Genomic DNA, 20,815 nt, shown 5'->3' on the forward strand with positions numbered 1-20,815 from the left:
CCGGGGCTCAGAGCCTTGAGGCTCAGATCCCCGAGTAGGAGTGCAGTCCGTTGATCACCGTGTTGACGATGGTGTAGTTGAAGACCACGGCCACGAATCCGGCCAGGGCGAAACCGGCGGCCCGGCTGCCGCGGAAGCCACCGGTTGCCCGTGCGTGCAGGTAGGCCGCGTAGATCACCCAGATGATGAAGGTCCACACCTCCTTGGGGTCCCAGCCCCAGAAGCGGCCCCAGGCCTCGCGGGCCCAGATCGCCCCGAAGATCAGGGTGAAGGTCCAGCACACGAAGGCCACTGAGTGGATGCGGAAGCTCAGGGCCTCCAGCACCGTCGAGGAGGGCAGGCGGTCCAGCACGTGACCGAACCGGTCCCAATGCTCCGGATGCTCCTCACCGGCGCTCACCTTCTCCACCAGGGCGCGTTCGTGGCGGGCCTGGAGCAGCTGCATGGTGGCGATCACCGCACCGAGGATGGACAGCGCGGTGGCGAGGATCGCGACGCCGATGTGGATGTAGATCCAGTGGGAGTTCTGCAAGCTGGGGGTGAGTGCCGTGGCCGGCACGATCCAGAAGGTCTGCGCGAGCAGCAGCACCAGCAGCACCGGGCTGACCACGAAGGTGCCCAGCACCCGCAGCTCCGTGCGCTTGATGCTGAACACCAGGAACGCGACCATCACCAGGGCGGTGCTGGTGGTGGCGAACTCGTACATATTCGCCCACGGCACCCGCTGGGTGGCGGCCGCACGGGTCGCCACCCCCACCACGTGCAGCAGCGTCGCCGCACCGGCGAGGAGGAAAGCGAACTTCTGCGCGCTCATGGTGCCGGAGGTGTCGCGCGACCCCTCGCCGAGGGCGCCGCCCTCGGTGCCGGCTCGGCTCTCGCCTCCGACGCCGCTGCCCGCGGCGACCGCACTGCCCTCCGCGGCAAGCGCTCCACCCTCCGCGCCCACAGCCGCGGCCTGCAGGGCACGGGCGTTCTCTTTCCGCTCGAGCGCGGCGAGGCGCTCATCGCCGCGGCGCTGCGAGGTCGATGCCAGATCGGCGCCGAAGCCGATCAGGGCGAGCACGTAGAGAACGATCGTCACCACCAGGGCGAGGTTCGAGATCTCCGCCAGCTGCTCATTGATCACTGTGCACTTCCTTCAGGGGAATCGTCCGTGGGGTTCGAGCGGCGGTCGAGGGGGCGAGAGTCGCTCCGCGGTCCACCCTGCTCTTTGTCCTGTGCCTCATACTGCGCCTTATCCGGCGACGTCGCGAGGGTGGAGGCCAGAGCCTGCACGTCATCCGCCAGGGCGGGGTCGTCACTGCGGGCGAGGCCGGCCACCTCGAGCACTGCGCCGTCCGCGGTGGTGCGCACCCGCACCCAGAGGCGGCGGCGTGGGATGAACAGCGACAGGATCAGCCCGCCCACGGCGGTCAGCGCGCTGATCAGCACCCAGCGCTCGAAGGGGTTGTGGGCGACATCGAACGCTGCATAGCGCCGCAGCCCGTCGAAGCTGACGGTGGTGCCGTCGGGCAGCTCGAACTCCTGGCCGGGGTAGAGGCGGATCAGCACCGGGGTGCCGTCCTCCCCCGCCACTGGGGTGAGGGTGGTGACGTCCACCTCGTAGGCGTTCTGCGGGATCCCGGAGTCGAGGCCCAGATCGCCCTGGTGGACGGTCAGCGCGAGCTGTGGGTCCAGGGAATCCGGGTACAGCGAATGGGGGCCCTGCTCGTCGATGGTGCCGGTGGGCAGGAAGTATCCGACCACGGCGGTCTGTTCGGGCCGAGCATCCGGGGCCTTGATCACGAGCTGTGAGGTGTAGCCGACATCGCCCATGGGAACGGTGATGATCGGGCCCTCGGCGACCACGGTGCCCTCGGGGTCGGTGACGGTGACCTCGGGGGCGTAGCCGTTGCCCAGCAGGTACATCGAGGCGCCGTCGATGTGCAGCGGCTTGTTGACCTGCACGGTCTGCGAGCGCTCGGGGTCCCCGGGGGTGGTCACGGCGACGTCGGCTTCGAAGGAGCGGGGCTCGCCGACGTTGCCGGACTCCCCGGGCTGAACGTAGGTGGCGCGGAAGTCCTCGAGGGTGAGGCGGAAGGCCGGCATGTCCCGCTCGTCGAACCAGGCCCCGGACTCGAAGGAGTCGTACTGTGTCAGCGAGTTCGAGAACCCGGTGCCCTCGATCACCGTGATCTGGCCCCGGTAGCTGGTCATCTGCCCACCGGCGATGCAGACCAGCACCCCGACCAGGGCGATGTGGAAGGCCAGGTTGCCGGTCTCCCGCAGCAGGCCCCGCTCGGCGCTTACTGAGCGGGAGGCGGTCTCCTCCCGCACCTCGGTGCGATAGCGCGAGCGGCGCAGCGCATGCTGCGCCTGCTGCAGCAGGGTGTCAGCATCGGCACCGGGCAGCTCGACCCGGGTATGGCCGACGAACCGATTCAGCCGCGAGGGGGTCCGCGGCGGCTTCGAGCGCAGCTGCCGCAGGTGCACGCCGACGCGCGGCACGATGCAGCCGATCAGCGAGATGAACAGCAGCAGGTAGATCGCGGAGAACCACGGCGAGGAGAAGACCTCGAAGAAGCCCAGCGCGTCGAGGAACTCCCCCCACTTGCCGTTCTCCTCGAGGAACTGATCCGTCAGTGCCGGGTTCACGCTGCGCTGCGGGTAGAGCGAGCCGGGCACCGCGGCGACCGCCAGCAGCATCAGCAGGATCAGCGCGGTCTGCATGCTGGTCAGCTGGCGCCAGAGGAACAGCAGCGTGCCGCGCAGGCCCAGGCCGGGCACGGTGACCGGCGCGGTGCCGTCGATCTCGGGCTTGCTGCTCCAGGAGCCGCTCGCCCCGCGAGCGGCAGTGTCCGGAGCAGGAGTGTCCGGAGCGTCGGTGCCAGGGTTGTTCCCGGGCGTCTTCTCGTTCATCACACCACCGGCTCGAAGGTCGCGATCAGGCCCTGCAGCCCGCTCATCCAGGTCGACCACACGCCGGTCATCAGCAGCACCCCGATCGCGATCAGCAGCGCCCCGGAGAGCAGGCCGATGGTGCGCCGGTGGGCGGCGAGCTTCTTGCTCAGGCCCAGTGCCCGCTCGAAGAGCAGCGCGAAGACGATGAAGGGGATGCCCAGGCCCAGCGAGTAGGCCAGTGCCAGCACGGCGCCGCGCAGCGCAGCACCTTCGCCTCCGCCGTCGAGGGAGAGGGCGACGATGGCCGCGTAGGTGGGTCCGATGCAGGGTGTCCAGCTGAGCCCGAAGATCAGTCCCATCAGCGGAGCACCGAGCAGTCCCGCATCGGGTCGCTTCGAGGAGACGGGCCGGGTGGCGGACAGGCCGGGGAACACCCCCATGAACAGCAGACCCATGAGGATCACGATCGCGCCAGCGACGCGGTTGATCCACACGCTGTACGCCTGGAGCAGGTAGCCCAGCGCGCCGGCGAATCCGCCGAGCACCATGAAGACGATGGCGAAGCCGGCGACGAACAGTGCGCTGCCGGCGAGCAAGCGCCCGGTGCGGGGTCGGGCGCGCTTCGCGCCGGCGCCCGTGCCCGGTCCCACCGCGCTCTGCCCGGCGAGCCCCGAGACGTAGCCGAGGTATCCGGGCACCACCGGCAGCACGCAGGGAGAGAGGAAGGCGACCAGGCCCGCGGCAGCGGCCACGGCCACGGCCAGCAGCAGCGAGCCGGACAGCGCGGTGGCCTGGAAGGCGGCCCCGACCTCGGCGACGATCATTCGGCGACCACCACATCGATCATCGCGCGCAGCACCGAGGGGTCCGCGGCGCCGGAGATGCGTGCGGCGACCCGACCCTCGCGGTCGATCACCAGGGTGGAGGGCACCGCATTGGGTGCGACCTGGCCTCGCAGCGAGAACATGATCTCGGCGTCCGGATCGGGCAGTGAGGAGTAGGTGATCCCGTAGCGCTCCTCGAAGGCCTGCGCCGGGCCGGCGGCATCGCGCACGTTGACCCCCAGGAAGGACACGCCCTGCTCCGCGTACTCCTCGTGGATCGCCTGGAGGTCAGGAGCCTCCTTGCGGCAGGGCGGGCAGGAGGCGTACCAGACGTTCAGCACCAGCACCTCGCCCCGCCGGTCAGCGGCCGTGATCTGCTCACCGTCGTAGGAGGTGCCGGAGAACTCGAGCGGCTCGGCGCGGTCCGCCGGCGGGATCTCGGTGGCCACGCCGTCGCCGGAGACATATCCGGAATCCCCGGAGGCATAGCGTTCGCCGGTGTCGGTCCCGCAGGCGGCGAGCAGCAGCGCGGCGGAGGCGCCGCCAGCCGCTCCCAGCAGGCCGCGCCGGGTCAGGCGCAGGGTGCGCGAGGATGAGGTCCTGATGCTCACGTGAGCTTGCCTCCGGTGGCGTCGACCGCCCCGGCGTACAGCGCGGCAGCGGGTTCGGCGTAGCCCACGTCCGCGAGGTGCGGGCCCACGAAGCGGAGGCTGGTGACCGAGCACAGCCCGCACTGGCGGCGGCGCGGATCATGGAAGAGAGGCTTGCCCTCGGCGCTGCGGCGCGTCACCCAGATCGGGAGCTGGTGGAGCACGAGCACGGCCTCACGGCCTTCGGCCGCGGCGCGCGCGTCGTGCACCGCCGAGACCACCCGTGCCACCTGCGCACGGTAGGGCTCGCCCCAGGAGGGGCGGAAGGGGTTCAGGAACCAGCGCCAGTTGCGCGGATCGCTCAGCTTGGCCTCACCATGGCCCATCCGGTGGCCCTCGAAGTGGTTGCCGGACTCGATGAGCCGCTGGTCGGTGGTGATCTCGAGGCCGTGCGGGCTGGCGATCGGGGCGGCGGTCTGCTGCGCGCGCAGCAGCGGGGAGGAGCGGACCACCGCGATATCCGCCTCAGCGAGATGCTGGCCGACCAGGCCTGCCATCTGCTCACCACGATCGCTGAGCCGGTACCCGGGCAGGCGGCCGTACAGGATGCGCTCGGGGTTGTGCACCTCGCCGTGGCGGACGAGGTGGACCGTGGTGGTGGTCATGGGCGGGGAGTCCTCTTTCACTGTCGCGCTGCGGGCTCAGGCCCGAGCCGCTTCACGGTACCAACCGAACCTCCGGATCGGCGGGGAGCGGAGGCCGTCTCGTGAGGTGCCGGACATCCGACGGCCACGGGGGCGTCCTCGTCGAGCGTCTTGCCGAGGATCCGGCCCAGCTCGAGCAGATCGTCGTGGCCGATCACATCGAGCAGGTGCTCGCGCACGGAGCGCACATGCGTGGGGGCGGCGCGCTCGAGCATCTGCTCTCCGGCTGCGGTCAGCTGGGCCTGCCGGCCGCGTCCGTCATCCGTGCAGCGAACCCGCTCCACGAGCCCCCGCTTCTCCATGCGGGTGATCGTGTGGGTCAGGCGGGAGCGGGAGTGGACGACCTTGTCCGCCAGCTCGGACATCCGCAGGAACTTCTTCTCCGCCTCGGACAGACGCACCAGGATCTCATATTCACCGAGGGTCAGGTCGATCTCGGCATCCGCCTGGAGCGCCTCGCTGAAGCGGTCGTTCAGCAGGGTCGTCGCGTAGAGGTAGGTGCGCCATGCCGTCTGCTCCTGCGGAGTCAGCCACAGCTCCCCCGGGGTCGAGCCTCGACCCTCGCCGGGCGTTATCGTGTCGTCCATCACGTTCTCCTCTTTCCTGGGATCCGATGCTTGCCATCCTCCCCCAGATTAGTTTATATTTCAAGCAAGCTCGTGGTGATCGCTTCCAGACCGCCACTGTCCATTCAACTCCAAGGAGACCTCTCATGACGGACCTGACCCCCGGCACCTGGACCCTCGACCCCGCCCACACCTCCGCTGCGTTCACCGTGCGTCACGCCGGCATCTCCAAGGCTCGTGGCCAGTTCCATGACCTCGAGGGCTCCCTCGAGGTCGGCCAGGGCGGCGAGAACCTCTCCTTCTCCACCGCGCTGAAGACCGCCTCGATCAACACCGCTCAGCCGGATCGGGACGCTCACCTGCGCAGCGGCGATTTCTTCGACGCCGAGAAGTTCCCGGAGATCACCTTCACCTCCACCAAGGTCGAGGGCGACAAGCTGATCGGTGACCTCACCATCCGCGACATCACCAAGCCGGTCGAGCTGGACTTCACCTACGAGGGTGCAGCCACCGACCCCTTCGGCATCTACCGCGCGGGCTTCACCGGTGAGACCACCATCTCCCGCAAGGAGTTCGGGCTGACCTGGAACGCGGCACTCGAAGCCGGTGGCGTGATGGTCGGCGACAACGTCAAGATCCTCATCGAGGCCGAGTTCACCGCTCCGGCCGCCGCCTGAGCCTCCCCGCTCCCCCGGCGCGCTGCGCCGTATGAGTCCGACGGGCCGTCCGCACTGCGCGGGCGGCCCGTCGTCGTTCCCGCACCAGCTCGTCGGCCCCGCATCACCGCCGACCCCCGGCGCATCGCCGCCCGCCCCGCCTCGATAGGGTTCGCCCATGACCGCACCGCGCATCCCCTCACCCACCGATCCGGACGCTCGCGTCCTGTACCTCACCCGAGAGGGCTGCCACCTCTGCGAAGAGGCCCTGCCGGTGGTGCGGGCCGAGGCGGACCGGGTCGGCTCCACCGTGGAAGTACGCGACATCGATGCCGATGATCAGCTGCGCGAGGACTGGGACTACGACGTGCCGGTCATCATCGTGGACGGCAAGGTCCACGCGAAGTACCGGGTCGATGCCGGGCAGCTCCGCGCAGCACTCGCCAAGCGCCCCTGGTGGCGCCGCCTCACCGGCCGCGCCTGAGCATTGGCCGTCCGGCCGCGCCCGAACCTCCCGCTGGCCGCGCCCGAGCGTCTCTCCGGCCGCGCCTGAACGCCGCGTGATGAATGCCCCGTGACATGCGTCGGCCCCCGCCTGATGGCGGGGGCCGATGTGCGTCACGCAGAGATCACCGTGCGGCGATCACTTCTTGTTACGACGCTGGTGACGGGTCTTGCGAAGCAGCTTGCGGTGCTTCTTCTTGGACATGCGCTTGCGTCGCTTCTTGACGACTGAACCCATAGGGAACCTCAGTTCTGCAGGTCAGTGCCTGCGGTGATGCAGCGGATCAGGTATGCGCGGCCCGCGGAGACTGCACGGGGAGCTGCCTCGTGCGGGCCCGACGCCACGGTCGACCAGTAATTCTACACAACCACCCTGCATCCTCAGCCGTGGGCGAGTGCGAGATCCCTCGCAGCCGTCGCCGCGAGCGTCAGCTCGGCCTCGACCTCGTCGACGACGAGGTCGTGCGCGACCTCCCTGACACGGGCCGTGAGCACTCGTCGCGCCCGGCGGCGGTGCCAGGAACCGGTGAGCGCAGCGACCACTCCCCCGGCCACGCCGATCAGGATTCCTGCCGCGATCCCGAGCACCACCAGCACGGTGGGCAGCGGGATCGGGATCCAGAGCTCCTCGACCATCGGCATCGGCGGCGGCGGAACCCCGAGGAATGCCAGCAGCGCGTTCAGCCCGAGCCAGCCCAGGCCCACCACCCAGGTGAGCAGCGCCAGCCACTGGAGCACATCGAGCACCGGCCACCACCAGGAGGTCGTCGTCGCGCGCAGATCGGCGCCGGCGACCGCCTGGTCGAGGGCATCGGGCAGCTCCTCCTCATGGGAGCGGGCCGCTGCCCGTACGGCGGCGCGCCAGGGATCGCTGCCGCCGACGGAGGCGGCATCGGCGAAGCGACGAACCCCACCGGCGGCGCGGGCTCGGGCTGCGGCGTCCGGTTCGGGCAGGGACGTGCGCTCGAGCCCTTCGCCGTCGCGTGCCCGGCCGATGCCGAGGCGGCGCAGCGGATCGGGCCGCGCAGCGCGCAGCCAGCGCAGCGGGGGCCAGCCCACCTTCCCCGCCGCTCGGTAACGGTAGGAGGCGCCGACGGCGCGCGCCACCGGCTCGACCCGGGCTGCGGTGGCGAGATCCTCGACCAGGTCATCGATCTCGGCCGGGGTCGCGGCCGCCGGCAGCCCGGTGGGGTCGGCGGCGTCCTGCAGTGTCTCGGCGGCGCCGCGCACGTCGGCCCGGTGCCGGGAGGCGATGGCCTCGCGGCTGCGGGCGATCTGCAGCAGATGCTCGCGCAGCTCGTCGACGCCCTCCCCGGTGCTCGCAGAGGTGGCGAACACGGGGGCCTGCTCGAGCCCATCGGTCCGGGCGAGGGAGGCGAGGGAGGCGATCACGGCCTCCCGCTCACTTTCGCGGATCCGGTCGATCTGGTTGAGCACCAGCACGGTGACGGCGTCGTGGCCGGCAAAGGGGCGCACGAACTCCTGGTGGAGGACGGCGTCGGCGTACTTCTGCGGGTCGGTGACCCACACCAGCACGTCGACCAGGCCCGTCATCCGTTCGGCGACGGCACGGTTGGCGCTCTCGACCGAATCGAGGTCAGGCAGGTCCAGCAGCACGATGCCGGGAGCACCCGAAGGCCCAGAGGCCTGCTCCCGCCGGGCGCGGCGGCCCGAGGGCGCCTGGACGGCGGAGGTGGCGAGGGCGGCGTCGGTCCCGTCGAGATGGTGGCGGTCCTCGACCTCGAGCCAGTCCAGCAGCGCATCGCTGCCGGGGGCGCCGAGCACGGCGGCGACCGGCTTCGCGGTGGTCGGCCGGCGCACCGCGGCGCGGGAGACATCGACCCCGACCAGCGCATTGACCAGCGATGACTTTCCGGAGCCGGTGGCCCCGAAGAGCCCGATCACGGTGTGTTCGGCGGAGAGCGCGCGGCGCCGGTCGACGCGGTCCAGCAGCTCCGTCACGCTCTCGAGCGGTCCGTCAGCGGCGACGCCGTCGAGCGCCTCGAGGGCGCTCTCCAGGGCGTCGATCCGTTCTGCGAGCGGGGCGGGGCCCTTCGCGGAGCGGCTCAGCAGCGGGCTCATGCGTCCTCCCGGATGTCGCGGGCGAGCTGGGTGAGGGCATCGGCGTCGGCGCCCAGCAGCTCGCCGGTGCCGACCTCGCCGAGGGCGTCGAGACGGTCGAGGAAGGGTCCGGAGCGTTCGGCGACCAGTGCGTCCAGCCGGGAGGTGAGGCGCTCGCGGGCGATCGCGGCCATGCGGCGCACGGCGTCGTCGCCGAAGATCGTCTCCAGCAGCTTCTGGCCGACGACCGCGGTGGCGGCCCCCGCCCCGACCTCGAGGCCGGTGGGGATGAAGGCGGTCGAGGCGAAGACGACGACCATCAGCGCGACGCCGACGACGTTGACGCCGAGCGAGAGCATGCGGGCCTTGGTCCGGCGGTCGGCGCCCTCGGAGCGGACCAGTTCGAGCACGTCTCCCTGCCAGGCCCGGATCGCGCTCGAGACCTCCTCGCTGTAGCCGTCGGGGAGGCGGGAGAGGTCCTGTCCCTCGGTGAGGTGTCGCCCCGCGGCGGAGGAGCGCCAGGCGTTCTCGGCCCGTTCTGCGCCGCGGGCGGTCTCGTCGATGACCACGTGCACCAGGCCGGTCCCCAGCGCCTGCTCGGCGGCGACGGCCGGGGCGGGCTTCCCGCTGAGCATCTGGCCGATCCGGTCCCGGGCCCTGGTCACCAGGGACTCCACGCCGCGGAAGAACTCCCCGGTGCCCACCACATCCTGCCAGCGGGCGAGCACCTCGCCGCGCAGCAGCGAGCCGTCCCCGAGGGCGTCGTCGATCCGTTCGCGCGCTCCGGAGAAGGCGGCGATCGCCTGCTCGCGCAGCTGCTGGCGCTCGGCGTCCTGCACGGCGGCGTGCTCGGCGATCGTCCGCGCGGAGCCGGCCAGGCCATCGAGTGCGCCGGCGAGGGTGCGGCGGGCGATGCGGCTGCGGGCCTCGCCGTCGGCCGCGAGGGTGCTGAGGTGCTCATGCAGCTCGGCGATCACTGCGGGCGGCAGCATGCCGTCCTCGTCGATGTCGGTCTCGGGGACCAGGAACAGGCGGTCCACGTCGATGCCGTTGCGCTCGAGCATGCCGCGGAGGTCCTCGGCGAGCTCCTCGGAGACGCCCTCGCGCGGAGGGATCCGGTTCATCACCACGTCGACGGTGACATCGCGCTCGGCGGCGGTCCGCAGCACGTCCCATGGCACGGCGTCGGCGTAGCGGTTGGCGGTGGTGACGAACAGCCACAGATCCGCAGCCCGCAGCAGCTGCCGGGCGAGCTCACGGTTGCCGACCGCGACGGAGTCGATGTCCGGCGCGTCCAGCAGTGCGAGGCCCTGCGGCACCCGCTCCTCCCCACGCAGCTCGAGGGAGGTCGCAGGATCGATGTCGCCGGTGGTGTCGCCGGTGCCCGGCGCCTCGGGATCACGCCGCTGACCCGCATGGACCCGGGCGAGGCCGGGCAGGATGCGGGCGCCGGTGAACCAGGGCTCATCCAGCGGATGGTGCAGCAGCACCGGCCGACGAGTGGTGGGACGGATCGCGCCGGACCGAGTGACCGGATGGCCCACCAGCGCATTGACCAGGGTGGACTTGCCGGCACCGGTCGAACCGCCGATGACCACCAGCAACGGGGCGTCGAGCGACTTCAGGCGCGGGATCACATGGTCGCCGAGCTGGGAGCGGGCGGCACCGGTCTCGGCGCGGGCGATCTCGACACCCTCGACAGGCAGCGGGAGCTCGAGGACACGCAGATGCTCGGCGAAGGCGTCGAGCACGGCGGTGGTCCGGTTCGTCATGGATCCCCCTGAGGTCTGTGCACGAGTGGTGACGGCGTCATTGTGGCAGGCTCGCGCCATGACGACGGCGTTCAGAGCATTTCCCCCGGTGCTGATCCTGGCCGCGCTGACGGTGATGGTGCTGCCCACGTGGCGGACGGAATGGCTCGGTCCGACGGTCGATTCGGTCCATGTCGTCGAGTTCCGCTGGTTCGCGCCGATCATCCTGGGGTACGGGAATCCGTTCCCGCTGCTGTGCCTGGGATCCACGGTGCTCGCGCTGGTCATCGCCCTGGCGCGACTGACCGGCGGCCCCGGCGGCCCCGGCGAACGCAGCGGTCGCCGCGGAGCCGACGGCAGCCGCGGACTCGGTGACGGGCGCGGAGCCGGTGGAGGGCGCGGCATCGCCCTCGAGGTGGTCCTGGGCGTCGCGATCGCCGCAGCGGCGTGTGGCGCAGTGATCTTCGACGGCCTGCACGGCTGGGCCTTCGCGTCGCCGGCCCTCCTGCTGCTCTGCCTGCTGGTCCTGCTGCTCTCGCGTCTGGTCGCGAGGGTGAGGCGCTCGCGAGCTGGGCACTCACAGCCAGGGAGCCCACCGCCGGGGAGCCCACAGCCGGGGAGCGTGCGAGAAGAGATCAGTCCAGGAACGGATCCAGGCCCCATTCGGGGAAGCTGACCCGCCGCGCCGCCTGGACCGCTCGGTCGAGGCCGTTCTCGGGATCGAATCCGTGCTCCCAGTCCCGTACGGCCAGGGGTCGCCCGTCCCCGAAGGTGATCAGCCCCGGCTCCGGGGAGAGCCCATGGGCGGTACGCGCCGCATCGGCAGCGGCGATGTACTGGGCCGGCAGCGGGGCGGTGGCCTCGATCGCCTCGCCGGTCGCGATCGCGATCAGGTGCGCCCAGGAGCGCGGCACCACGTCGATCACCGCATACCCGCCTCCGCCGAGGGCGAGCCAGCGCCCGCCGCAGACCTCATCGGCCAGCTCTCGCATCAGCAGCATCACCTCGCGCTGTGCCTCGAGGGAGACCGTGAGATCCGCCAGCGGGTCCAGCCGGTGGGTGTCGGCTCCGTGCTGGGTGACCAGCAGCGTCGGCTTCACTGCGCGGACCAGGGCGGGGACGGTGGCGCGGATCGCGCGCACCCACCCGTCGGCCGTGGTGCGCGAGGGCAGCGGCACGTTGATCGCGGTGCCTGCGGCCCCTGCCCCGCCGGTGTCCTGCACGAAGCCGGTGCCGGGGAACAGCCGTTCCCCGGTCTCGTGGACGGAGAGGGTGATCGCGCGGGGCTCGTCCCACATCGCGCGCTCCACGCCGTCACCGTGATGGACGTCGACGTCGACGTACATCACGCGCTCCTCCCCCGTGTCCAGGGCGTGGCGGATGGCGAGTGCGGCGTCGTTGTAGACGCAGAAGCCCGAGGCGGTGGCCGGCTTGGCGTGATGCAGCCCTCCGGCGAAGTTCACGGCGCGCCGCACCCGGCCCGAGAGGATCGCATCGATCGCGGCGATCGACCCACCGGCGATCCGGGCGGAGGCGATGTGCATGCCGGGGAAGGGCGGGACATCATCACCGCCGAGTCCGAAGCGGATCAGCTCGTCGAGCTCCTCCGCCGTCATCTCCTCCATCGGCCGTGAGGCCTGCTTGACCGCCGCGATGTAGTCGGGGTCATGGACTCGGGCGAGCTGTTCATCGCTCGCCACCGGTGCCGGGAGGGTCACCACCCCGGGGCGGCCCAGCAGCCCGGCACCGCGGGCGAGCTCCCGGGTGAGCGTGAGCCGGATCGGGGCCATCGGGTGGAAGGGTCCGAAGTCGTACTCGCACAGCGCGTCGTCCCACACGATCCCGGTGGGGGCCGGCGCATCGGCATCATCGACCGGGTCGACGGGGAGGGAGGGCAGCGCAGCATCGAGCATGGATCGAAGCGTACCCAGGGTGACGGGTTCGTGCCCGCCCACCGGTCCCCCGCCTGCCCGGCCGTCGCATGGACGTCCCGCACGGGCATCAGCGCATGGGAGCGCGCCGGGGCAACGGTCGTAGACTGCCGCGGACCGCGACCGCCGGTCACGGTCGTGGAGCGAGGAGCAGCATGAGCACACCCGGAAGACGCGCACGCCTGCAGCGCACCCGGCCGCTCGGTGCCCAGAGGCGTCCACCCGAGTGGCGCATCGCGATGCATTCCCTCACCCGCGCCACCCCGGCACGGATCGCGCTGGCCGTGTTCACGGGCTTGATCGGGGCGTTCACCGCACTCCTGTCGCTGCCTGCAGCGACCCTGGAGGGGGTGCGCACCAGCTTCACCGACGCGCTGTTCACCGCGGTCTCCGCGATCTGCGTGACCGGGCTGTACACGGTCGAGACCGGCACCCACTGGTCCACCTTCGGCCTCACCGTGATCATGATCGCGATCAAGCTCGGCGGCCTGGGGCTGATGACCGTCGCCTCGCTGCTGAGCCTGTCGGTGATGCACCGCCTGGGCCTCGCCCAGCGCGTGATCACCGCCCAGGAGACCCGGGCCGAGCGGCTCGCCGAGGTCGGCGGGGTGCTGAAGGTCATCCTCATCACCTCGACCACCTTCGAGGTCGCGACCTTCGTGGCACTGACCCCCTACATGTTCATCACCGAGCACGGGATCCGGGAGTCACTGTTCCTGGGCCTGTTCTACGCGATCAGCGCCTTCAACAACGCCGGTTTCGTGCCCGAGGCAGCGGGGACCGCGCAGTACGTCGGCGACCCCTTCTTCACCATTCCCATCGGCCTGGCGGTGCTGGTGGGCTCGCTGGGCTTCCCCGTGATCCTGGTGGTGGTGCGGAAGCTGCGCACGCCCCGGAAATGGAGCGTGCACGCGAAGCTCACGCTGACCACCACCGCACTGCTGCTGCTCCTCTCCTTCCTCGGCTATCTGGGCCTCGAATGGTCCAATCCCGCGACCCTCGGTGACCGCCCGCTGGGCACGAAGCTGCTCGGTGCGGCGTTCGCGGCGGTGATGCCGCGCTCCGGCGGGTTCTCCACGATCGACGTGGGCCAGCTGACCGCCGAATCCCGCCTGCTGACCGACCTGCTGATGTTCATCGGCGGCGGCTCCGGCTCCACCGCCGGCGGCATCCGCGTCACCACCTTCGCACTGCTGATGCTCGCGATCTGGGCGGAGGTCCGAGGCAACCCGGATGTGGAGGTCTTCCACCGCCGGATCCCCCGGGATACGATCCGCCAGGCCATCGGGGTGCTGGTCATGAGCGCCTCCGTGGTGTTCCTGGCAACCTTCCTGCTGCTGCGGATGACCCCGTACACGCTGGACCAGACTCTGTTCGAGGCACTGTCCGCCTTCGGCACCGTGGGGCTGTCCACCGGGATCACCACCTCCCTGCCCGAGGAGGCGAAATGGGTGCTGATCCTGTGCATGTACGTCGGGCGTCTGGGGCCGATGACCCTCGGGGCCGCGCTCGCGGTCCGCTCCCGGGTGCGGATGATCCAGCTCCCCTACGAGCGCCCGATCGTCGGCTGACCCCCGGCCTGGCCTGGCGGCCGAGGCTCTAGACTGTGCCCGCTCAGCTCGCGGGATCCCCGCGGGCCCGTCCCTGAGGAGCAGACATGCCACGCAGCACGCGCGACGAGGGAGTCCTGGTCATCGGGCTCGGACGCTTCGGCGCCTCGATCGCCCTGACACTCGAGAAGCTGGGCACCGAGGTGCTCGCGATCGACACCGACGAGGGGCTGGTCCAGAAGTACTCCGGGCAGCTCACGCACGTGGTGCGGGCCGACGCCACCCAGCCCGAGGTGCTCGAGCAGGTGGGTGCCGGTGACTTCTCGATCGCCGTGGTGGGGGTGGGCACCACCATCGAGGCCAGCGTGCTGATCGCCGCGAACCTGGTGGACCTCGGCAAGCCCGTGATCTGGGCGAAGGCGATCTCCGCCGCGCATGGCAGGATCCTCCAGCGCATCGGCGCGCACCATGTGGTCTATCCGGAGGCCGACGCCGGCAAGCGGGTCGCGCACCTGGTCAACGGCCGGCTGATGGACTTCATCGAGTTCGACGATGACTTCGCGATCGTGAAGATGCGTCCCCCGCACGAGGTGCAGGGCATGACGCTCGCCGAATCAGATATCCGCAAGCGTCACGGCGTGACCGTGGTGGGGGTGAAGTCACCGGGCAAGGACTTCACCTATGCGGTGCCCGAGACCATGGTCGCCGCGCATGACCTCCTGATCGTCTCTGGGCGCACCGGGCTGATCGAGAAGTTCTCCCACCGCGCCTGAGGGCGGCTGGGCTGGGCGACCGGATCAGGCCTGGGCACTGGCCGACCGGATCAGTCCTGGGTCATCTCCCGGGACTTCTCGGCAGCGGCGGCCATCGCGGCGGCGACCCCGGCCCGCATCCCGGCGCGCTCGAGCGCGGCGAGACCCTCGACGGTGGTGCCGCCCGGGCTGGAGACGCCGTTCTTCGCGACTGCGGGATGGATGCCGTGCTCGGTGAGCATGGTCGCCGCGCCTCGCACCGTCTGCTGGATCAGCGTCGCGGCCAGGTCGCGCTTCAGACCCAACCGCACGGCCTCGTCGGTCATCGCCTCGATGATCGCGAAGACGAAGGCGGAGAGCGATCCGGCGGCGCCGATGAAGGCGTGGACCTGGTCCTCGGTGATGTCCACGGCGACTCCTGCGCGGGAGAACAGCGCATGGACCAGCCGATGCTGCTCGTCGGTCACGGCGCTGCCGCGCATCAGGCCCACCGCGCCCTCCCCGACCGAGATCGGGGTGTTGGGCATCGCCCGCACCACGGCGCTGCCCTCGGGAAGGGCCCCCTCGAGCTGGGCGAGGGTGATCCCGGCGGCCAGGGAGATCACGACCGCTCCGGCGGGGAGCTGCTCCCGCAGCTCGCCGGCCAGGTCGAGGATCTGGTACGGCTTGACTCCGAGCACCACGACATCGGCTTGCGCGAGCGCGTCCTCACGGGAATCGGCGGCGGTGGCGCCGAGCTCTTCGGCGGCGCGGCGGCTGCTGTCCGCGCTGGTGTTGGCGATCCGCAGCTGGTCGGGCCGCACCCCGGCGTCGAGCATCGTCCGGGCTACCGGCCCACCCATGTTGCCGGCGCCGATCACGGCGACCTGAACAGCGGCGAGGTCGACGCCGTCGGCGGTGGGGACGGTGGAGTCGGTGTCGTTCATATCCCCAGCGTAGTGCGGGCCGGGCTCAGGGACAGCCCGTGCGCTGAGCGGGATGGCTCGTTCATGAGCGGATGGCTCGTTCATGAGCGGGAGGGCCCGTTCAGCGGCCGCGGCCCCAGTGCGGGGGCACGTCCCCGGCGATGCGAGCATCGTTGGACTCGTCGACCCCGGGTTCCGGAGCGTCCTCGTCGACGCGATCGGGGAGGATCGGTCGGCGCTCCTGGGGGGCGCGGCCCGCCGGCGACGGAGAGGCGGGCTCGTCCCACGGGATCGGCTTGCCGGTCACCGAGGAGATGACCACCCGGCGCGCGGGGCGTGCCGCGCGCTCGTCGGCCGGTCGTCCGCTGCTCGCCGCGCGGTCAGCAGCTCCGCCGTCAGCTGCTGCGCGGTCAGCAGCTCCACGCCCTGCCGGCCCGTCTGCTGCGTCGGTGCTCACTGGCGCTCCTGGTAGCGGCGGATGGCGCTGGAGACGGAGACGTCCAGCAGCACCGAACGCTGCTCGAAGCCGAGGAAGCTGCGCACTTCGGTGGCCAGGTGCTCCTCGAGGCGAGCCCTGCCGTCGGAGCAGATGTATTCCACCACCGCATCGAAATCGTCGCTCGAGTAGAAGGACAGCTGATGGCCGGCAGGGATCTGCGGTCGAGGGAGACGATGGCGGATGGTGCCCACGCCCGAGGGTGAGTCGGAGCGCTCCTCGGCCTGGACCAGGCGCAGTGCCCGGTCCACGGCGCGTCGGATTCGCTCGGCTTCGCCGTCGGGGTCGATGAACAGCGCCCAGGACCAGACCCGTTCGGTCGCCCAGCCGGCGGCCTCGAGCCGTTCGGCGCGCAGCCGGTCGCGTTCGCGCTGGCTGGGGGTATCGACGTAATGGGAGCCGTCGGTGTCCACGGCCAGCAGCAGGCGGCCCGGCATCTCCGGATGGCCCAGTGCGAGCTCGATCCGGTCGGCGGAGAGTCCGAAGTCACGTTCGACCAGCAGGCCGAGCCGGAACAGCCGATCTGCGAGGTCCTGCACCAGAGCGTCGGTCTCGAGCTCCCGGGGGGCACGGGGCTCAGGAGTGGGCTCAGCAGGCTCGGCGGGCTCTGCAGGCTCGGCGCCGGATCCGGCAGCTGTCTCTGAAGCTGCCTGCTCGGTGCCCGTCTGGTCGTCCGCCGTGGGCTCAGCACCCACGAACTCGCGCTCGCTCTCGTTCTCGTTCACGGAGGCGTCGAGCGGCGCGGCGCTCTGCGGCGACTGGGCGGACTTGCGGCTCAGCGCCGCTTCGATCGCGGCGTCCATGTCCTCGTCCGACAGCTCCGCCGGCGCAGACTTCTCGTCGGCGGGCGGGGCAGCGGCCGGGGTCCGCTGCTGGATCGGCACCGCCGGGGAGAGCCGTGGCTCCTGCGGGGCAGGCGGGACGATCTCCTCTTCGCTGCCGGTGAGGGAGGCGACATGCGGGACGACGGGGACGTCCGGCCCGCCCTGCAGCACCCACAGCATGGCCCGCAGGTCGCGGGCGCCGTCGGAGCGCAGGCGGGCATGCTCGAGATCCTGGACCCCGATCGAGGAGACCACGGTGGTCCGGCCCCGGGCGCGCGTGATCACCGTGGCCAGTGCCTTGCGGCCACCGGCCTCGGAGAGCGGCCCGAAGCGGTGCAGCAGCCTGCTGTGCGGGGTCTTCCCGAAGCCGACGGAGACGATGATGTCGTCACGCACCACCGCGGTGGCCTGATCGGCAGGCAGGACGGTGAAGACCTCTTTGGCCGCAGGATCGAAATAGTCGCGCAGCGCAGGGATCACGGAGACGGTGTTCATGATCCGCTCCATCAGCCGACGGGCATGGTCCTCGGTGAAGGTGAGCACCGCGAGCGAACGCTCGGGGCGGCTGCGAGCGTGCTCGATCACCAGATCGGTGACCCGTCGCAGCTCGGCCTCGGTGCTCTCGACGTACTCCATGCCCTCGGTGACCGGGCCGCGCCCGTTCTCGACCATCACGAGCCGGTCCTGCTCGGGAGCGACCGGGCTGGGCACCGCGACCACCTCACCGACCAGCGCTCGGCGCTGCGCGAAGCCGCGCAGCCCATCGGTGGCGGGGTGGGGATCGCGCAGGATCTCGACGTGCGGGGCGATGCGCAGCATGTCATCGAGCAAGCTGGGTGCGGAGTCCCCGCCGTACTCGAGGGGATCGCCGACCACCACGGTCTGCTCGGCCCGGACGATCGAGGGCAGAGCGGCGGCGGTGGGCAGCCGGCCGCCGTCGGACACGATCACCACGTCGAAGTGGCGGCCGCGTGGGATCACCTGCGGGACCAGGTACGGCGAGGCGAGCCAGGCCGGACGGGCGGCGAAGAGGATGTCCTCGTATTTCGCGGCCAGGTCCCGGATGGAGACGGTCGAGGAGCGGGCGAGCTCCGCGATCGCGGAGCGGGAGGTGTCCGGGTAGGACTTCATGGTCTCCACGCGATTCTCGTCGGCCGCGGCGTGCACCCGGGCGGCGGCGTCGGCGAGGTATCCCGCATCCAGGCGGCGGAAGCGCTCGGCGACCTGGGACAGCGAGGTCCCGTCGTACTGCGAGATGGTGGGCTCCGCTCCGGCGATCAGCTCGAGCACGCTGCGCCACCAGCTCAGTTCGAGCTCCGCGCCGACCTGCTCGGCGGGCACCCGGCGCAGGCGGAGGTCCTCGACCAGCTCGCCGAGTCCGTCGAAGCTGAGGCGGCGCAGCAGCTCGGTGCGGCGCGGGAGGGTCTCGAGGTCCGAGCGGTCGGCGGCGAGGGCATCGATCCGCTGCTCGAGCTCGTCGAGGTCGGTGCGGGTGAGATCGGCGCCGGCGGGGGTCCCGTGCAGCAGCACGGACAGCTCGTCCAGGGCCTTCTCGGACCGGGCTGCAGCGCGGCGGACCGCCTCGAGATCGTCCGGCAGCGCAGGACGGGACGGCTCTGCTCTGTTCCCGGAGTTCCCGGAGTTGCCGGAGTTCCCGGAGTCTCTGGCATCGTCCGGCGCCGGCTCGATCGCGGCTCGGCGCCAGCTCTCCGCGATCTTCCTCGCCTCTCCCAGATCCTGGTGGAGATCCGGGGAGAGCGCGGCGGGGCGCTGCAGGGTGGTGGCCTCCCGACGCAGGCGCCGACGCAGGCCGAAGCCCATCGTGACCCCGTGGTCCTCGCGCCAGCGCTTGTCCGCGGTGGCCGCGACGAGGTCCGCGAGCGGCGCGGAGAACACCGCTGGTTGGAAGGTGCCCAGCAGGATGCGCACCCGATCCAGCAGAGCGAGACGCTCGTCCAGCTGGGCGAGGGTGGTCGGCTCGGTGAGTCCGAGCTCGCCGCCGGCGCGGGCGCAGGTCCGACGCAGCTGAGGCAGGATCTCCTCACGCAGCTGGTCCACGAGCTCCTCGGCGCGCGCGGCCTGGGTGTCACTGCTGATGGGGGCTCCGTACCAGCTGGTCAGCTCCGGTCCGGTGGTGAGCACTCCGACCTCGGCGGCCTCCCGCAGCACTGCGGCGTAGCGGTCGCGCTGTTCGCCGATCATCTGCGCGGCGACATCCGCGCGCAGTCGCACCTGGGTGCGGGGAGCCGGGTTCAGCCTGGTCAGAGCGGCGAGCGCGGAGATGGCGTCGTGCGCGGAGGCGTCCCAGGGCTGCTGCACCCGGTGCATCGCCTCGACGTGGCCCACCAGGATGTCTCGGCTGGCGCCGAGCTCCTCCGGGATCCCGTCGTCGGGACCCAGCCCGTGGGATCCGGCACGTCGCAGGCTCCGCAGCAGCGACGCAGAGGCGTTGCGCTGCAGGGAGGGATCCGGGGAGAGGTCGAAGACGAGCTCCTCGAGCCCTCGCCGCTGCGCGATCTCGATCAGCTGTGCCAGATTTCGGCGACGCTGGGAGACGATCAGCACGGAACGTCCGCGGGCGTTGAGCTCCTCGGCGAGGTCGACCACCAGGTCGAGGCTGGTGGTGCCGGGCGGGGTGACGACAGCGAGGTCCTGCCCCGCGAGGACCCGGGCGAGCACATCGCGGTGACCGGGGTCGACGGCGGCGACCAGCTCTGCTTCCGGCACCTCGGGAACGGCGGCGGCAGAGTCCTCCGCGCGCACCACGGCCTGCGCCTCCGGGTCGCCGGCGAGGGCCGCGACCAGCGGGGAGGAGGCCCAGTCGGGACGGTCGGCGGCGAGATCATCGGCGACCGAGCCGGTCGCGTCCATCAGGTTTCCGACCACCAGGGCGTGCACCACGCGGAAGCCGGGCAGCGGCTGACCCAGGGAACGGAAGGCGTCGAGCACCGGGGTGGGGTCGAAGCCGTGGGTGCTGTCGGTGGTGGCCAGCAGGGCCCGGGCGTCGACGGCGACGCCGGCCTCGCGCAGCGAGCGCAGCAGCACGGGGTTCAGGTCGGCGGTGGTGTCGACCTCGAGGTCGACGTCCTCGCGGGCATTGCCGCGCAGCCGCAGGGTGATCGGTCGCACCAGCACCGGGGCATGGATGGGCGCGGAGCCGTCCTCCGGGTACCAGATCGCCTCGCCGATGCCGAGATGGCAGGTGGTCAGACCCACCTCCTCCGCGTGCCGCTCGGCGATCTCCCGGATGGAGCGGGCGTGGGCGCGGGCATCGGCCAGCGCCCCCACCTCGCGCACCAGGGAGGACAGCCGGGTGGGGCCGCGGCCGGCGAGCAGCTGGGCAAGGCCCGAGGGGTGCGAATGGGTCAGGTCCAGCACCACCCCGCCAGCGCGGATCTGGGTGAGGAAGGAAGGGGCGGCGACCCCGCCGGTGAGCTGCTGGGTCCAGCGATCCAGGGCGTCCGCGACCCGATCCTCGCGGCTGAGCGGACGGTGCTCCCGCGGGGTGACGGGAAGATCGTCCTCGTCCTGCTCGGGAGCGATGCCGGCGCCGACCTCGTCGAGGTGGCGGTCGACCACCACTTCGTAGCCGCCGGTCTCTCCCGGTGCCGCGTCGCTGTCCTCGGGGGCAGCGGCAGAGCCCGGACCGGTCCTGTCCGAGCTTTCCGAGCTGTCGGGGTGTGCGCGCGAGGCGCCTCGGCGCTCACGGGCCATGGCCGAGAGGGCATCGTCACGAGGGGTCGTGTCCTCGTCCGATCGCTCTGACCGCTTCTTCCCGCGCAGGAAACTCCACATGGTCGCTCACGCTACCGGGGCCGGGG

Annotated in this window: 18 protein-coding genes; 5 read left to right on the forward strand and 13 right to left on the reverse strand. The window is 71.3% G+C overall.

Features of this window, described 5'->3' with window-relative positions:
- Window positions 1-22: 22 nt before the first annotated feature.
- From ccsB to ACT3UF_RS01795, 6 genes are read right to left on the reverse strand one after another with little or no spacing between them, the layout of a single operon-like run.
- Window positions 23-1,126 carry a c-type cytochrome biogenesis protein CcsB gene (ccsB, locus tag ACT3UF_RS01770; protein ID WP_442332294.1) on the reverse strand — a complete coding sequence of 368 codons (1,104 nt, stop codon included), beginning with the start codon at window positions 1,124-1,126 and terminating at the stop codon, window positions 23-25.
- On the reverse strand, window positions 1,123-2,898 hold the full coding sequence (gene resB, locus ACT3UF_RS01775) for a cytochrome c biogenesis protein ResB (protein WP_442332293.1): 1,776 nt from the start codon (window positions 2,896-2,898) through the stop codon (window positions 1,123-1,125). The genes ccsB and resB overlap by 4 nt, the downstream gene beginning before the upstream one ends.
- The gene (locus tag ACT3UF_RS01780) at window positions 2,898-3,704 is read right to left on the reverse strand and encodes a cytochrome c biogenesis CcdA family protein (protein WP_442332292.1); all 807 of its coding nucleotides are present in this window, start codon (window positions 3,702-3,704) and stop codon (window positions 2,898-2,900) included. Before ACT3UF_RS01780 ends, resB begins: the two co-directional genes overlap by 1 nt.
- Window positions 3,701-4,315 carry a TlpA family protein disulfide reductase gene (locus ACT3UF_RS01785; RefSeq protein ID WP_441444434.1) on the reverse strand — a complete coding sequence of 205 codons (615 nt, stop codon included), beginning with the start codon at window positions 4,313-4,315 and terminating at the stop codon, window positions 3,701-3,703. The genes ACT3UF_RS01780 and ACT3UF_RS01785 overlap by 4 nt, the downstream gene beginning before the upstream one ends.
- On the reverse strand, window positions 4,312-4,959 hold the full coding sequence (locus tag ACT3UF_RS01790) for a histidine phosphatase family protein (RefSeq protein WP_441444433.1): 648 nt from the start codon (window positions 4,957-4,959) through the stop codon (window positions 4,312-4,314). The genes ACT3UF_RS01785 and ACT3UF_RS01790 overlap by 4 nt, the downstream gene beginning before the upstream one ends.
- A 17-nt stretch (window positions 4,960-4,976) precedes the next feature.
- Window positions 4,977-5,585, reverse strand: a complete 609-nt coding sequence (locus ACT3UF_RS01795) for a MarR family winged helix-turn-helix transcriptional regulator (protein ID WP_442332291.1) — start codon at window positions 5,583-5,585, stop codon at window positions 4,977-4,979.
- A 125-nt stretch (window positions 5,586-5,710) separates the two neighbouring features.
- Between ACT3UF_RS01795 and ACT3UF_RS01800 the strand changes: the two genes are divergently transcribed.
- Together ACT3UF_RS01800 and ACT3UF_RS01805 are read left to right on the forward strand one after the other, a co-directional pair.
- Complete coding sequence (locus ACT3UF_RS01800; protein ID WP_441444431.1) at window positions 5,711-6,241, forward strand: YceI family protein; 531 nt, start codon at window positions 5,711-5,713, stop codon at window positions 6,239-6,241.
- Between the two features lie 157 nt (window positions 6,242-6,398).
- A complete protein-coding gene (locus tag ACT3UF_RS01805; RefSeq protein ID WP_441444430.1) occupies window positions 6,399-6,704 on the forward strand; it encodes a glutaredoxin family protein in 306 nt (101 codons plus the stop codon).
- Between the two features lie 159 nt (window positions 6,705-6,863).
- Here the strand turns inward: ACT3UF_RS01805 and ACT3UF_RS01810 are convergent, their stop codons facing one another.
- The 3 genes from ACT3UF_RS01810 to ACT3UF_RS01820 form a co-directional block, all read right to left on the reverse strand.
- Window positions 6,864-6,962 (reverse strand): 30S ribosomal protein bS22, encoded by a 99-nt coding sequence (locus ACT3UF_RS01810; protein ID WP_019174583.1) that lies wholly within the window; start codon window positions 6,960-6,962, stop codon window positions 6,864-6,866.
- 143 nt (window positions 6,963-7,105) lie between these two features.
- The gene (locus ACT3UF_RS01815; RefSeq protein WP_441444429.1) at window positions 7,106-8,806 is read right to left on the reverse strand and encodes a GTPase family protein; all 1,701 of its coding nucleotides are present in this window, start codon (window positions 8,804-8,806) and stop codon (window positions 7,106-7,108) included.
- Window positions 8,803-10,557, reverse strand: a complete 1,755-nt coding sequence (locus ACT3UF_RS01820) for a dynamin family protein (protein ID WP_442332289.1) — start codon at window positions 10,555-10,557, stop codon at window positions 8,803-8,805. Before ACT3UF_RS01820 ends, ACT3UF_RS01815 begins: the two co-directional genes overlap by 4 nt.
- Window positions 10,558-10,615: 58 nt before the next feature.
- Here ACT3UF_RS01820 and ACT3UF_RS01825 point away from each other — a divergent pair, with 58 nt between their 5' ends.
- The gene (locus tag ACT3UF_RS01825; protein WP_442332288.1) at window positions 10,616-11,212 is read left to right on the forward strand and encodes a hypothetical protein; all 597 of its coding nucleotides are present in this window, start codon (window positions 10,616-10,618) and stop codon (window positions 11,210-11,212) included.
- Here ACT3UF_RS01825 and ACT3UF_RS01830 read toward each other — a convergent pair.
- Complete coding sequence (locus ACT3UF_RS01830) at window positions 11,172-12,449, reverse strand: acetoin utilization protein AcuC (RefSeq protein WP_441444426.1); 1,278 nt, start codon at window positions 12,447-12,449, stop codon at window positions 11,172-11,174. The genes ACT3UF_RS01825 and ACT3UF_RS01830 overlap by 41 nt on opposite strands.
- Window positions 12,450-12,622: 173 nt before the next feature.
- On the opposite strand from ACT3UF_RS01830, the gene ACT3UF_RS01835 reads away from it, so the two are divergent.
- Together ACT3UF_RS01835 and ACT3UF_RS01840 are read left to right on the forward strand one after the other, a co-directional pair.
- Window positions 12,623-14,038 (forward strand): TrkH family potassium uptake protein, encoded by a 1,416-nt coding sequence (locus ACT3UF_RS01835; protein ID WP_441444425.1) that lies wholly within the window; start codon window positions 12,623-12,625, stop codon window positions 14,036-14,038.
- Between the two features lie 86 nt (window positions 14,039-14,124).
- Window positions 14,125-14,790, forward strand: coding sequence for a potassium channel family protein (locus tag ACT3UF_RS01840; RefSeq protein ID WP_441444424.1), 666 nt, complete (start codon window positions 14,125-14,127; stop codon window positions 14,788-14,790).
- Window positions 14,791-14,840: 50 nt separating this feature from the next.
- On the opposite strand, the gene proC is transcribed toward ACT3UF_RS01840, so the two are convergent.
- From proC to ACT3UF_RS01855, 3 genes are all read right to left on the reverse strand, one after another.
- Window positions 14,841-15,695 carry a pyrroline-5-carboxylate reductase gene (gene proC / locus ACT3UF_RS01845; RefSeq protein ID WP_441444423.1) on the reverse strand — a complete coding sequence of 285 codons (855 nt, stop codon included), beginning with the start codon at window positions 15,693-15,695 and terminating at the stop codon, window positions 14,841-14,843.
- Window positions 15,696-15,795: 100 nt separating this feature from the next.
- Window positions 15,796-16,131 (reverse strand): hypothetical protein, encoded by a 336-nt coding sequence (locus ACT3UF_RS01850; RefSeq protein WP_441444422.1) that lies wholly within the window; start codon window positions 16,129-16,131, stop codon window positions 15,796-15,798.
- Window positions 16,128-20,789 (reverse strand): hypothetical protein, encoded by a 4,662-nt coding sequence (locus ACT3UF_RS01855; RefSeq protein ID WP_444502198.1) that lies wholly within the window; start codon window positions 20,787-20,789, stop codon window positions 16,128-16,130. Before ACT3UF_RS01855 ends, ACT3UF_RS01850 begins: the two co-directional genes overlap by 4 nt.
- Window positions 20,790-20,815: the final 26 nt, after the last annotated feature.

Origin of the sequence: Brachybacterium sp. AOP24-D1-21, from assembly GCF_052378665.1 — a bacterium.
Taxonomy (GTDB): Bacteria; Actinomycetota; Actinomycetes; order Actinomycetales; family Dermabacteraceae; genus Brachybacterium.

Excerpts from the sequence above, each read along its gene's own strand:
- ACT3UF_RS01830 (WP_441444426.1), bottom strand. The coding sequence starts at position 12,449 with ATGCTCGATGCTGCGCTGCCCTCCCTCCCCGTCGACCCGGTCGATGAT.
- ACT3UF_RS01820 (WP_442332289.1), bottom strand. The coding sequence starts at position 10,557 with ATGACGAACCGGACCACCGCCGTGCTCGACGCCTTCGCCGAGCATCTG.
- ACT3UF_RS01805 (WP_441444430.1), top strand. The coding sequence starts at position 6,399 with ATGACCGCACCGCGCATCCCCTCACCCACCGATCCGGACGCTCGCGTC.
- ACT3UF_RS01790 (WP_441444433.1), bottom strand. The coding sequence starts at position 4,959 with ATGACCACCACCACGGTCCACCTCGTCCGCCACGGCGAGGTGCACAAC.
- ACT3UF_RS01780 (WP_442332292.1), bottom strand. The coding sequence starts at position 3,704 with ATGATCGTCGCCGAGGTCGGGGCCGCCTTCCAGGCCACCGCGCTGTCC.
- ACT3UF_RS01815 (WP_441444429.1), bottom strand. The coding sequence starts at position 8,806 with ATGAGCCCGCTGCTGAGCCGCTCCGCGAAGGGCCCCGCCCCGCTCGCA.
- ACT3UF_RS01810 (WP_019174583.1), bottom strand. The coding sequence starts at position 6,962 with ATGGGTTCAGTCGTCAAGAAGCGACGCAAGCGCATGTCCAAGAAGAAG.
- ACT3UF_RS01825 (WP_442332288.1), top strand. The coding sequence starts at position 10,616 with ATGACGACGGCGTTCAGAGCATTTCCCCCGGTGCTGATCCTGGCCGCG.
- ACT3UF_RS01855 (WP_444502198.1), bottom strand. The coding sequence starts at position 20,789 with ATGTGGAGTTTCCTGCGCGGGAAGAAGCGGTCAGAGCGATCGGACGAG.
- ACT3UF_RS01840 (WP_441444424.1), top strand. The coding sequence starts at position 14,125 with ATGCCACGCAGCACGCGCGACGAGGGAGTCCTGGTCATCGGGCTCGGA.
- ACT3UF_RS01800 (WP_441444431.1), top strand. The coding sequence starts at position 5,711 with ATGACGGACCTGACCCCCGGCACCTGGACCCTCGACCCCGCCCACACC.
- resB (WP_442332293.1), bottom strand. The coding sequence starts at position 2,898 with ATGAACGAGAAGACGCCCGGGAACAACCCTGGCACCGACGCTCCGGAC.
- proC (WP_441444423.1), bottom strand. The coding sequence starts at position 15,695 with ATGAACGACACCGACTCCACCGTCCCCACCGCCGACGGCGTCGACCTC.
- ACT3UF_RS01795 (WP_442332291.1), bottom strand. The coding sequence starts at position 5,585 with ATGGACGACACGATAACGCCCGGCGAGGGTCGAGGCTCGACCCCGGGG.
- ACT3UF_RS01835 (WP_441444425.1), top strand. The coding sequence starts at position 12,623 with ATGAGCACACCCGGAAGACGCGCACGCCTGCAGCGCACCCGGCCGCTC.